This window comes from Novosphingobium sp. FKTRR1 (genome assembly GCF_020404405.1).
Lineage (GTDB): Bacteria > Pseudomonadota > Alphaproteobacteria > Sphingomonadales > Sphingomonadaceae > Novosphingobium.
This window is the reverse complement of sequence record NZ_JAIZDA010000005.1, coordinates 192,791-203,967: the sequence shown is the minus strand read 5'-3', so window position 1 is coordinate 203,967 and position 11,177 is coordinate 192,791. Positions and strand designations below refer to the sequence as shown.

The window sequence follows — 11,177 nt, the reverse complement described above, 5'->3', positions numbered from 1 at the left end:
TGGGCCAGAAGAAGCTCGTTCTTCTCAGCTTCGCTCAGCACATGAAGCGGGGGTGGGGCCATCAGCAGGGTGAATCAAACTCCGAGTCACCGCGCAACCATTTTCTGCCAACCTCCTGAGCAGTTACCTTCGGCGCGCAATGCATCGCTTGGCGTGACCGGTCTGCTCGTGTGGAATGGCAGCGGCTTCCTGCAACTGCTTGAAGGGCCGGTCCGCTCGGTCGAACAACTCATGACAAGTATCGGGCGCGATCCGCGCCACCGTGACATCACCGTCGTGCGCAAGGTGAACCGGATCGTTGTCAACCGCCACAAAGCCGAATGCCCAGGCTGGGGCATGCGCGCGGTCTCCGCCCCGCTGCGGGTCGAGGGCAGCGCCAGCCGCTTTGCCGCCACCCTTCCTTCGAGCATGGCGATGGAAACGCGGATCATGTTCACCAGCTTTGCCGCTGCACTGCATTGGCCCGCGATGGCCTGACAATGGTTTCGCGCCGAAGCGACTGCACTGCGACGGAAAGCGCGGCATTCAAATTTAACTCTCTGTAGTTCTTGTTTAATTCTTGTAGCCTTGTGGTTTTCCAATGATGATCGACGAGGGGGAGGCCATGCGTTCAGTCATCTATGCCAGCACGGCCACGCGGCTGTTGGACCCGACCGAGCAAATGGCGCTCGAGGCGCAGTCGGAAGGGCGCAACGCCATGCTCGGGTTGACCGGGCTGCTGCTCTATAATGGGCATGGCTTCCTGCAACTGCTGGAAGGCGATGCAGACCCGTTGCAGACGGTCATGGCGAGCATCGCGCGCGATTCCCGCCACCGCGCGATCACCATTTTGCGCAACGAACCTTGCGCCGCGGCCGAGTGTCCGGGCTGGGCCATGCGTCTGCTGGTAACGCCGCTGGCACGAACCGGCAGCATGGATCGGTTCGTGCGGGAATTGCCGATGACCATGGCATTGGCCACGCGCCAGATGTTCGCCGGTTTCGTGGCCTTGCAGCACGCGCATCATGTGTGATGAGCCGGCCAGATAGCTTGATGCGGGAGAGCGTCCGGCGTCGAACCTTGAAATTCTCAATTCAATAAGTAGAGTTTTAGTCGATCCCCTCGAGTCCGGCGCGCGCCAGTGGCCGCGCCCCAGCAGGATGTGTGTATGACCGACCTTGCCAATGCCCGGCCTGAAACTCTTGCGCTGCATGCCGGATGGCGCGCCGACCCGACCACGGGTTCGGTCGCCGTGCCGATCCATCAGACCACGTCGTACCAGTTCGACAGCACCGAACAGGCGGCCAATCGCTTTGGGCTGAAGGAACTCGGGCCGATCTATACCCGCATCGGCAATCCGACGACCGACGTGCTGGAACAGCGCATTGCCGCGCTCGAAGGTGGTGTGGCGGCGCTGGCGGTCGCCTCGGGGCAGGCGGCATCGACGTATGCCGTGCTCAATCTGGCGCGCGCGGGTGACAACATTGTCAGTTCCACCGACCTCTACGGCGGCACCTGGAACCTGTTTGCCAATACGCTGAAAGATCTGGGCATCGAGGTGCGCTTTGTCGATCCGGCCGATCCCGAAGCCTTTCGCCGCGCAACCGATGATCGCACCCGCGCCTATTACGCCGAATCGCTGCCCAATCCCAAATTGGTAGCATTCCCGATTGCCGAAGTGGCCGCCATCGGCCGCGAATACGGCATCCCGCTGATTGTCGACAACACCGCCGCGCCGCTCCTGATCAAGCCGTTCGAGCATGGCGCGGCCATCGTGGTCTATTCGGGCACCAAGTACATCGGCGGGCACGGCACCTCGATCGGCGGGCTGATCGTTGATGGCGGCAACTTCGACTGGGAACAGTTCCCTGAACGCCAGCCGCTGCTCAACACCCCCGATGCCAGCTATCACGGCGCGGTCTGGGCGCGCGATATCAAGCCGCTGGGGCCGATCGCCTACATCATCCGCGCCCGCGTGATCTTGTTGCGCGATATCGGCGCGGCGCTGTCGCCGTTCAACGCGTTCCAGCTGATCCAGGGGATCGAGACGCTGCCGCTGCGGCTGGAACGCCATGTCGCCAACGCGGTGAAGGTCGCGGCCTACCTCAGCACTCATGCCAAGGTGACCAAGACCATCCATCCCTCGCTGGCAGTGGGTCCGGCCAAGGTGCTGGCGGACAAGTACCTGACGCGCGGCACCGGCGGGCTGGTCGGCTTCGAACTGGCGGGCGGTGCCGAGGCGGGCAAGCGCTTCATCGATGCGCTGGGTCTTTTCTATCACGTTGCCAATATCGGCGACGCGCGCAGTCTGGCGATCCACCCGGCCTCGACCACCCATTCGCAGCTTTCGGCCGAGGAGCAGGCGGCTACCGGCGTGACGCCGGGCTATGTGCGCCTGTCTATCGGCATCGAGCACATCGACGACATCATCGCCGATCTGGCTCAGGCGCTCGACGCGGCGTGATCTTGCGCAACGCGGCCGGTGTTTTCAGGCGCCGGTCGCGTTGCCCAGAAATGCGATGACGTCGGCCTCCACCTCACGCGTGCGGCTGTGTGGCTGGTCGACAAGGTGGATGGTCAGCACCGAATGCGGTGCGATCGGGGCAGGAGCGGCATCCCTGTCCTCAAGCTCGATGGCCTTGAAGCGGTCGCCGAAAGTCTCTTTCAGGAAGGCAAAGCGGGCATCGGGGACCAGCTTGTCGCTCTTGAAGCGCAGGCCCATCAGCGACAGATCCTCGTCCTGCAACCGCTGGCGGGCGCAGGCGATCTCGGCCTTGCTGGCATCGATGGTGCCGGCGCTGCCGGGGCCGAACGGAAGCGAGGGTTGCGACAGCACCGGCGCGACCACCGAAGGCTCGGTCATCATCGCCAGCGCGAACCCGCCGGTCAGGCACATGCCGAGCGCGCCGACGCCCTTGCCGCCGCATTCGGCATGCGCGCTGCGCGCCAGCGCCCGCAGCCAGTCGACGATCGGGCTGGACTTGCCATTGGCCCAGACGTTGAATTCGCGGCGGATGCAGATGGTCCAGAAGATTTGCGAGGCGGCATAGCCAGGGCTCGGGTTGCGCCCGTCCTCGCCGAACAGGCTGGGGCAGAACACGGTCATCCCGGCATCGGCCACGCGGTTGGCAAAGCGCAGCACCATGGGGTGAAGGTTGGGAATCTCGTGCATCACGATCACGGCCGGGCCGCTACCCTTGCGCCATACTTTGCGGGTCCACGGCCCGTCGGTAAAATCGAACGCGGTGAACCCTTCGAATGCTTCGGCATTGCGCATCGTGTCATCTCCCTGTCCCTTCGGCAGGAGACATCAGCTTGCCGTTCCGGGCAAGAGGCGATTGGCAGGCGCGGTGCATCGGGCTACCGTGACGCATGAACCGCACCCGCACCCCTTTTCGTCGCGCGCCGCTTGGCGCCTCGCTTATCCTTCCCATGCTTGCTGTCGCCTCGCCCGCGCTGGCAGATCGCGCGCCCGCACCGCCGCCGGTGGGCAGTGTGGCGTGGGACATCGTAAGTGATCTGACGACGCAAGTCGGGCAACGGCTGGCAGGCAGCGAAGCCGAAGCAAGGGCGCGCGCCTTCGCGGTCGAGCGGCTCAAGACGCTGGGTTTTCGCAATGTCGCGGTCGAGCCGTTCACTATCCGCGGCTATGTACGCGGCACCGATCGCGCGCGATTGACCGCGCCGGTTCCGCAAGCGTTGGCAATCACCGCGCTGGGCTACAGCGGCACCACGCCTGACGCCGGGATCGAGGGCGATGTCGTTTATTTCCCCACGCTCGATGCCCTGAAGGCGGCGCCGCTGGAGTCGCTGGCGGGCAAGATCGCGTTCGTCGATCACGCCATGCGCGCCAATCAGGATGGCTCGGGCTATGGCCCTTATGGCGACGTACGGCGGCATGGTCCGACGCTGGCGGCACAGCGTGGCGCGATCGGCGTGGTGATCCGCTCGGCCGGGACAGACTGGCACCGCAATCCGCACACCGGGGCGACCGACTGGGATGCCGGCACCAAGCCCATCCCCGCAGGCGCCGTGTCCAACCCCGACGCCGATCTGGTGGCGCGGCTGGCGCGGGGAGGCAAGCCGCTGCGCCTCACGCTCTCGCTGACCGGAAAGACCGTCGATGGATTGCCTTCGGGCAATGTCATCGGCGATCTGCCGGGGCGCGATCCGTCTCTGCCGCCGATCCTTGTCGCCTGCCACCTCGATAGCTGGGATCTTGGCACCGGCGCGATCGATGATGGCGCGGGCTGCGCGATCGTGACCGCCGCCGCGTTGCGCGCGCAAGAAGGCGGCGTGCCCTTGCGCACGATCCGCGTGTTGTGGGCAGGATCAGAGGAGCTCGGCGGCTTTGGCGGGCAGGCTTATGCCGCAAAGCACGCCGAACCGCACGCGCTGGCTATGGAAAGCGACTTCGGTGCCGACCGCGTGTGGCGCGTGGAAACCCGGTTCGCTCCGGCTGACAAGGCTCTGGCCGACAAAGTGGTCGCCGCGCTCGATCCGTTGGGCATCGTGGCGCAGCCGGGTGAGCCCGAAGGCGGAACCGATGTCGTGTTCACGATCATGAAGCAGAAGCTGGCGGTGATCTCTCTGGGGCAGGATGGCACCCGCTATTTCGACCTGCACCACACGCCCGACGATACCCTCGACAAGATCGATCCTGAATTGCTGGCACAGAACGTGACGGCGTGGACGGCGACGCTGAAGGTGGTGGCCAACGAGGCAGGTCCGATCTCGCCGGTTCCCTGAGACGTCAGCTTTCGGCGAATTCGATCACGGTGCTCAAGCCCCCGGCATCGCTGGCGGGCAAGGACTGACTGGTCATCGTGCCGCCCAGTTGTGCGACAAAACCGCGAATGATCATCTGTCCCAGGCCGTCCTTGGGACTGGGCTTGGTTTCATCGGGCAGACCACATCCGTTGTCGGCAACGGTAAGCCGCAACCGCAGCGGATCGATGTGTTCGAGTGTCAGGGTTACCACCGGATCGGACTGGTCGGCGAAGGCATGCTTGAAGCTGTTGGTCAGCAGTTCGCTGATCAGCAGGATAAGCGTCAGCAGGCGGTTGGTTTCAAGCCGGGCCGGGGCGATGTGCAGGTTCACGCGCACTTGCCGTGCGGCGGCCAGATCACGGGTTTGCTCCACCGCCTTGCGGATGTGGTCAGCAACCGGGATTTCCTGCGCGCTGGGGGCATAGAGCTGGCGATGGACCCGGCCCATCATCTCGATCCGCGCTTCGGCCCGGTCAAGCAAGTCCGGCGCGGATTCGGGCGAGGCAAGGATCTGGCGCCGCTTGAGCCGCAGCATCGCCGCGATCGAGGCGAGGTTGTTGGCAACGCGGTGCTGCAATTCCATGAACAACAGCCGCTGGGTTTCCGCCATCCGGGTCATGCGCTGCTCGTTTTCTTCAAGTTGTCGCTGGCGGCTGACCAGTGCGTCGATCAGGTAGATGTCGAATGCGGTCACAACGGCGAAGAAACCCAGCGCGGTCGCCGTCTGGGCATCAAGGGTGAACGTGTGCAGCGGCGCCATGAACCAGTACCAGGCGGCAAGCCCGCTCAGGATCGCGCACACGATGCCCGGTCCGCGCCCGGCCAGCAGCGTGGCCACGATCACCGCCGGGAAGAACGTCAGGAACGGGAACCCGGGTGGAAATACGTGGTCGGAGAAATAGCGGACAAAGAAGCCCACAAGGAACAGGCCGATGCCTGTGGCATAGCGTGCAAGCCAGCCGCGCACTGGCAGCAGCATCTGGCGCGGCAGTTCAAGCATGCCCCGCTTGTGTGGCACCGGTTGCGAATGCGCAACCGCATACGGCAAAAGGTCGGCCATAGCGTGTGCTATGGCCGACCATCCGTTATTTGCGTTTGCGGCCGATCAGCCGACGATCAGATGCGTTCGATGATGATCGCCGGGGCCATGCCGCCCGCCGCGCACATCGTGACCAGACCATAACGGCCGCCAGTCCGCTCCAGTTCGTCGAGCACGGTGCCGATCAGGATCGAGCCGGTGGCGCCGATCGGGTGACCCAGCGCCATGGCGCCACCGTTCACGTTCACCTTGTCGCGATCGAGATTGAGATCGCGAATGAACTTTTCGGCAACCACGGCGAATGCCTCGTTGATCTCCCACAGGTCGATGTCCTCGACCGTCAGGCCAGCCTTGGCGAGCACCTTCTTGGCAGCCGGAACCGGAGCGTTGAGCATCAGGGTCGGGTCATCGCCCTGGTTGGCGTAGGCGACCACGCGCGCGCGCGGCTTCAACCCGTGCTTTTCGGCATAGGCTGGCGAGGTGATCAGCAGCGCCGCCGCGCCGTCGACCACGCCCGACGAGTTGCCGGCATGGTGCACGCCCTTCCATTCAAGGTCGGGATAACGGCGCGTGATCTGCTTGCGGAAGGTCGTTCCGCCAAGGTCGAAGTCGGCGATGCCATCGAAGCTGGCCTTGAGCGAGGCGAGGCCTTCGAGCGTGGTTTCGGGGCGGGGGAATTCCTCGCGATCGAGCGCGATGCTGCCGTCCTCGTTGTAGACCGGCACCACCGACTTGGCGAAACGGCCTTCCTTGATCGCCACGTCGGCGCGCTGCTGGCTGACATAGGCGAGCTTGTCGAGGTCTTCGCGCGTGATGCCTTCCTTGGCGGCGATGGCATCGCCGCATACACCCTGATGCGATTGCGGGTGGATGGCATCGAGCGCGGCGTTGCCCGAACCCATGCCCAGCGGCTTGATTCCGGCGTTGGCCTGTTCGGCGCCGTTGGCGGCGGTGAAGCTCATCATTTCGGTTCCGCCAGCGATGACGCAGTCTTCCATGCCCGACATAACCGATGCGGTGGCAAGGTTTACGGAGGTGATGCCGCCGCCGCAGAAGCGATCGAGCGTGGTGCCGCTGGCGCTGATGTCATAGCCTGCAGCCAGTGCGGCCATCCGGCCAAGGTCGCCGCCCTGCTTGCCGACTTGCGACGAGGTAGACCAGATCACGTCATCGACGGTGGCGGTGTCGAGGTTGTTGCGATCCTTCAGCGCCTTGAGCACGGTGGCGGCAAGCTGCTGGGGGTGCAGGTGCGACAGCGCGCCCTTGCCCGGCTTGCCCACGCCGCGCGGAGTGCGGACTGCGTCGATGATGTAAGCTTCGGTCATTGCGCTTCCTCTCGAGACTGTTTAACCGAACGATTAAGTCTTGCGCGGACAAAGTGCAAGCACGAACCTCGACAGGCGGGTAGCTTCGACCATAGTGAGATGATGCGGTGACCGACCCCGCTGCTGCAAAGGAGCGCTGCCATGATGTCTGAGGCTGACCTGCTCGACCGGGCCCACGGACTGGCCGATTCGATCGTGGCGCTGCGCCGGGCCATCCATGCCGAGCCCGAACTGGGCCTGCATAACCCGCTGACCCGCGACAAAGTCCGCGCAGCGCTGGCGCACCTGCCGCTCGAATGGCGCGAGGGGCCGTCGACCACCGGGCTGGTGGCGGTGCTGAACGCGGGCAAGGCCGGGCGGCGCGTGCTGCTGCGCGGCGATACCGACGCGCTGCCGATGACCGAGGAAACCGGCTTGCCGTTCGCATCGACGATCGCCGGGCGGATGCACGCCTGTGGCCACGATACCCACACTGCGATGCTGGCAGGCGCGGCCGAACTGTTGGCAGCGCAGGCTGACCGGCTTGATGGCGAAGTGCTGGTGATGTTCCAGCCGGGCGAGGAAGGATACCACGGGGCCCGGTTCATGCTCGACGACGGGTTGATCGTCCCATTGCCACACGCGGCCTTCGCGCTGCACATCATGCCCGACAGTCCGCACGGCATTGTGGCGGGCAAGGCGGGGGCTCTGATGGCCTCAGCCGACCAGTTCGAGATCGTCATCACCGGGCGCGGCGGTCATGCCTCGATGCCGCACCAGACGCTCGATCCGGTGCCGGTGGCCTGCGAGATCGTCACGGCGTTGCAGGCCATGGTGACGCGCCGCTTTCCGGTGGCCGATCCAGTGGTCGCCACGGTTGCGCGGATCGACGCTGGCACCGCGCACAACGTGATACCCGACCGGGCCAGCTTGCGCGGCACCTTGCGCACGCTTTCGCCGGGCAATCGCACGGCCTTGCGCGCCGCGCTGGAAAAGCTCGCGACCGGTATCGCGGCAGCACACGACATGCAGGCCAGCGTGACCATCGTCGAGGGATTTCCGGTGACCGTGTGCGATCCGCGCGCGGTCGATCTGGCCGAACGCGTGGCCGTCGATCTGGGCGGTGAGGGGCGGTTCCACCGCCTGACCCATCCGATCATGGGGGCAGAGGATTTCTCTTATGTCCTTGAAAAAGTGCCCGGTGCAATGGTGTTTCTGGGCGTTGCGGCCGACGGTGCCGACTGGCGCGCGTGCTGCGGTATCCATTCGGCGCGGATGACCGTGGACGAGGCGGTCCTGCCGTTCGGCGCCGCCTTGCTGGCCGGTTTTGCGACACGATTTCTGGCGCAGGGTTTCGCATGAGCGGTTTTGTGCTGCTGCAACGCTGCTGACACGTGGGCAGGTCAAGGCGGGTCAGGCCGTACCTATTTGCAATCGGGGAATATGATGATTGATCGGGTCTTGTCGTTCAGCGGCATTCACAACTTTCGCGATTACGGCGGCTATCGCGCGCGTTCCGGCGCGTTGCGGACCGGCAAGTTGTGGCGTTCGGGCCATCACGCCGAGGCGACGGCACAAGACCTTGATGCGGTGCATGAACTCGGTATCGGGACGGTGATCGACTTGCGCGGCGACAGCGAGCGCGCCGCGCACCCCTGCCAGCGCCATGGCGCTTTCGAGGGGGAAGTGCTGTTCCACCCCGGCGAAACTGCCAGCAGCGGCGGCCGCGCCTTCCACGAAGAGGCGGCCGAGCGCATTTCCAGCGTCGATGACGCGCGCGCGATCATGGTGCGGCTGTATCAGGGCATGGCCTATCGCCCGGTCCTTGCGGGCACTTATCGGCTTTATCTCAAAGCTCTGGCCGAGCGCGACCAGCCATCGCTGCTGCACTGTCTGGCAGGCAAGGACCGCACCGGGGTGGGTGCAGCGCTCGTCCACAGCCTGCTGGGCGTCCACCATGACGACATCATGGAGGACTATTTGCTGACCAACACCGCCGGCAATGCCGAAGCGCGCATCGCCGCCTTGCGCGCGGGGATGACCGGTGTCGGGCTGAGCGATGGGGCAATGCGCGTGCTTACCGGGGTCGAAGCCGAGTATCTCGACGCTGCGTTTGCCGCACTGCGCGATAGCCACGGCACGGTCGAAGCCTATGCCGCCGACGTGCTGGGCGCGGGCCCCGATGTCGTTGCCGCGCTGGAACAGCAATTGGTGGCCTAGAGTTCCAGCTCCAGCGACAGGCGGAACTGGCCCTTGGTGTCGTCGCGCGCCTTGCCCAGCGCGAACAGGTAACCAGCCTGGATCTTCAGTTCGGGGCCGAGTCCTTCGATCTCGGTTTGCAAGACCGGGCCGACGAAGTGTTCGGCGCGCGGCATGAAGTGGTCGGTCGTGCCCAATTCGCCAAAGGCCATGATCCCCGCGCGCAGTTCATCGCCTGCAATCGCGTAATCGACCGAAGCGGCGTAGTCGAATGCCAGCTTTTCGCCATGGGCGAGCGGCTTTTCGGCGATGAGGTTGAGCCGCGCGTCGAACTTGCCTGCGCGGCGTTCGAGCAGCAGCTTGCCTTCAAGGGCATCGGCATGGCCATTCAGGCCGAACGAGTACTCACCATAGATCGCCACGTCGATGCCGCCCAGACGGCCAAGCGCATAGATCGCCTCGACGCCTGCTTCCTCGGCCTTGCGGCGGCCACCCGCTTCGCGCTCCAGCTCGGTCAGCGCCGCAATCCGCAGCCGCGCAGTCGGGCTGTAGGCGAGTTCGATCTTGGTGCCGTCCTCGGCATGGTCGGGGCCGCCAGCCAGACGGCCATACGTCGTTTCCAGTTCGACTTCGCCCTTTTCGACCGTGGCGCCATAGACTTCGTCGCCCATCCCCGGCGCGGCGCAGGCCGTTTGTGGCGCCCACGCCAGCGCGGTAAGGCAGCAAAATGCAGCAATCTGGAAACGCTTTGACATAAATCCCCCTTGGAGGGGCTGCTAATGAGATCAAGTCGCAAGAGCAAGTGCTAACAATCTTGTCTTTTCAGACCTCAAGCCGATTTCGTGGCAAAACCGACGCGGGTGGACTCGCAAAACCGCGCCGCGCGCTCTATTTCGCCGGTCCAGCGGAGGACACCATGGCTACCACCCACAAGACGCGCATGCTCATTATCGGCTCTGGCCCGGCGGGGTTGACCGCCGCGATCTATGGCGCGCGTGCAGGGCTGCAACCCATCGTCGTGCAGGGCCTGCAACCGGGCGGCCAGTTGACCATCACCACCGATGTCGAGAACTACCCCGGCTTTCGCGACGCGATTCAGGGGCCGTGGCTGGTGCAGGAAATGCAGGCGCAGGCCGAGCATGTCGGCACCCGCATGATCTGGGACACGATCACCGAGGTCGATTTGTCAGGCCCACCGTTCCGGGCAACGGGCGACAGCGGGGACGTCTACGAAGCGGACGTGCTGATCATCTCGACCGGGGCGCAGGCCAAGTGGCTGGGCGTCGAAGGCGAGCAGGAACTGTCGGGCAAGGGCGTGTCGGCCTGCGCCACGTGCGACGGCTTCTTCTTTCGCGGCAAGAAGGTTGTGGTCATCGGCGGCGGCAACACCGCTGTCGAAGAAGCGTTGTACCTGACCAACCATTCCACCGACGTGACGCTGATCCACCGCCGCGATTCGTTGCGCGCCGAACGCATCCTGCAGGAACGGCTGCTGGCGCACCCCAACATCACCTTGCTGTGGAACAAGGCGGTCGAACGCTTTGCGGGTGAAGGCGTGTTGCAGCGGATCGAACTGGTCGACACCGTCACCGGCGAGCGCGTGGAGGAACCGACTGACGGCGCGTTCGTGGCCATCGGCCATGCGCCCGCGACCGAACTGTTCAAGGGCAAGCTGGAACTCGACGAGAACGGCTACATCGTTGTTGAGCCCGGCACCCCCAAGACCGCGATTCCCGGCGTGTTCGCCTGCGGTGACGTAATGGATCACACCTATCGGCAGGCGGTGACGGCTGCGGGTACGGGCTGCATGGCCGCGCTTGACGCCGAACGCTTCCTTGCCGAGCACGACTTCGCGGCCAAGCACGCGCACGCCGCGCAATAATCAC

Annotated in this window: 11 protein-coding genes; 7 read left to right on the top strand and 4 right to left on the bottom strand. The window is 64.9% G+C overall.

The genetic code is table 11. The features are described 5' to 3' along the window. The first annotated feature begins 69 nt into the window (after nt 1-69). The 3 genes from LDN95_RS07815 (at nt 70) to LDN95_RS07805 (ending at nt 2,443) form a co-directional block, all read left to right on the top strand. On the top strand, nt 70-477 hold the full coding sequence (locus tag LDN95_RS07815) for a BLUF domain-containing protein (RefSeq protein ID WP_226017092.1): 408 nt from the start codon (nt 70-72) through the stop codon (nt 475-477). A gap of 127 nt (nt 478-604) precedes the next feature. Further along, on the top strand, nt 605-1,012 hold the full coding sequence (locus LDN95_RS07810) for a BLUF domain-containing protein (protein ID WP_226017091.1): 408 nt from the start codon (nt 605-607) through the stop codon (nt 1,010-1,012). A gap of 135 nt (nt 1,013-1,147) precedes the next feature. Beyond that, nucleotides 1,148-2,443, top strand: a complete 1,296-nt coding sequence (locus LDN95_RS07805; RefSeq protein WP_226017090.1) for an O-acetylhomoserine aminocarboxypropyltransferase/cysteine synthase family protein — start codon at nt 1,148-1,150, stop codon at nt 2,441-2,443. 24 nt (nt 2,444-2,467) lie between these two features. On the opposite strand, the gene LDN95_RS07800 is transcribed toward LDN95_RS07805, so the two are convergent. Beyond that, nucleotides 2,468-3,256 carry a dienelactone hydrolase family protein gene (locus LDN95_RS07800; protein ID WP_226017089.1) on the bottom strand — a complete coding sequence of 263 codons (789 nt, stop codon included), beginning with the start codon at nt 3,254-3,256 and terminating at the stop codon, nt 2,468-2,470. Between the two features lie 95 nt (nt 3,257-3,351). Here LDN95_RS07800 and LDN95_RS07795 point away from each other — a divergent pair, with 95 nt between their 5' ends. Beyond that, nucleotides 3,352-4,728 (top strand): M20/M25/M40 family metallo-hydrolase, encoded by a 1,377-nt coding sequence (locus tag LDN95_RS07795; protein WP_226017088.1) that lies wholly within the window; start codon nt 3,352-3,354, stop codon nt 4,726-4,728. 4 nt (nt 4,729-4,732) lie between these two features. On the opposite strand, the gene LDN95_RS07790 is transcribed toward LDN95_RS07795, so the two are convergent. Together LDN95_RS07790 and LDN95_RS07785 are read right to left on the bottom strand one after the other, a co-directional pair. After that, nucleotides 4,733-5,749: a sensor histidine kinase gene (locus LDN95_RS07790; RefSeq protein WP_226017087.1), complete on the bottom strand. Its 1,017-nt coding sequence runs from the start codon at nt 5,747-5,749 to the stop codon at nt 4,733-4,735. A gap of 116 nt (nt 5,750-5,865) precedes the next feature. Further along, the gene (locus tag LDN95_RS07785) at nt 5,866-7,113 is read right to left on the bottom strand and encodes an acetyl-CoA C-acetyltransferase (RefSeq protein WP_226017086.1); all 1,248 of its coding nucleotides are present in this window, start codon (nt 7,111-7,113) and stop codon (nt 5,866-5,868) included. Nucleotides 7,114-7,257: 144 nt separating this feature from the next. On the opposite strand from LDN95_RS07785, the gene LDN95_RS07780 reads away from it, so the two are divergent. After that, nucleotides 7,258-8,454, top strand: a complete 1,197-nt coding sequence (locus LDN95_RS07780; protein ID WP_226017103.1) for a M20 family metallopeptidase — start codon at nt 7,258-7,260, stop codon at nt 8,452-8,454. An 84-nt stretch (nt 8,455-8,538) separates the two neighbouring features. Next, nucleotides 8,539-9,312 carry a tyrosine-protein phosphatase gene (locus LDN95_RS07775; protein WP_226017085.1) on the top strand — a complete coding sequence of 258 codons (774 nt, stop codon included), beginning with the start codon at nt 8,539-8,541 and terminating at the stop codon, nt 9,310-9,312. Here LDN95_RS07775 and LDN95_RS07770 read toward each other — a convergent pair. Beyond that, complete coding sequence (locus LDN95_RS07770) at nt 9,309-10,046, bottom strand: hypothetical protein (protein ID WP_226017084.1); 738 nt, start codon at nt 10,044-10,046, stop codon at nt 9,309-9,311. The two genes, LDN95_RS07775 and LDN95_RS07770, sit on opposite strands and share 4 nt — an antisense overlap. Before the next feature lie 161 nt (nt 10,047-10,207). Between LDN95_RS07770 and trxB the strand changes: the two genes are divergently transcribed. After that, complete coding sequence (gene trxB, locus LDN95_RS07765; RefSeq protein ID WP_226017083.1) at nt 10,208-11,173, top strand: thioredoxin-disulfide reductase; 966 nt, start codon at nt 10,208-10,210, stop codon at nt 11,171-11,173. Nucleotides 11,174-11,177: the final 4 nt, after the last annotated feature.

Excerpts from the sequence above, each read along its gene's own strand:
- LDN95_RS07810 (WP_226017091.1), top strand. The coding sequence starts at position 605 with ATGCGTTCAGTCATCTATGCCAGCACGGCCACGCGGCTGTTGGACCCG.
- LDN95_RS07805 (WP_226017090.1), top strand. The coding sequence starts at position 1,148 with ATGACCGACCTTGCCAATGCCCGGCCTGAAACTCTTGCGCTGCATGCC.
- LDN95_RS07800 (WP_226017089.1), bottom strand. The coding sequence starts at position 3,256 with ATGCGCAATGCCGAAGCATTCGAAGGGTTCACCGCGTTCGATTTTACC.
- LDN95_RS07795 (WP_226017088.1), top strand. The coding sequence starts at position 3,352 with ATGAACCGCACCCGCACCCCTTTTCGTCGCGCGCCGCTTGGCGCCTCG.
- LDN95_RS07790 (WP_226017087.1), bottom strand. The coding sequence starts at position 5,749 with ATGCTTGAACTGCCGCGCCAGATGCTGCTGCCAGTGCGCGGCTGGCTT.
- LDN95_RS07785 (WP_226017086.1), bottom strand. The coding sequence starts at position 7,113 with ATGACCGAAGCTTACATCATCGACGCAGTCCGCACTCCGCGCGGCGTG.
- LDN95_RS07780 (WP_226017103.1), top strand. The coding sequence starts at position 7,258 with ATGTCTGAGGCTGACCTGCTCGACCGGGCCCACGGACTGGCCGATTCG.
- LDN95_RS07775 (WP_226017085.1), top strand. The coding sequence starts at position 8,539 with ATGATTGATCGGGTCTTGTCGTTCAGCGGCATTCACAACTTTCGCGAT.
- LDN95_RS07770 (WP_226017084.1), bottom strand. The coding sequence starts at position 10,046 with ATGTCAAAGCGTTTCCAGATTGCTGCATTTTGCTGCCTTACCGCGCTG.
- trxB (WP_226017083.1), top strand. The coding sequence starts at position 10,208 with ATGGCTACCACCCACAAGACGCGCATGCTCATTATCGGCTCTGGCCCG.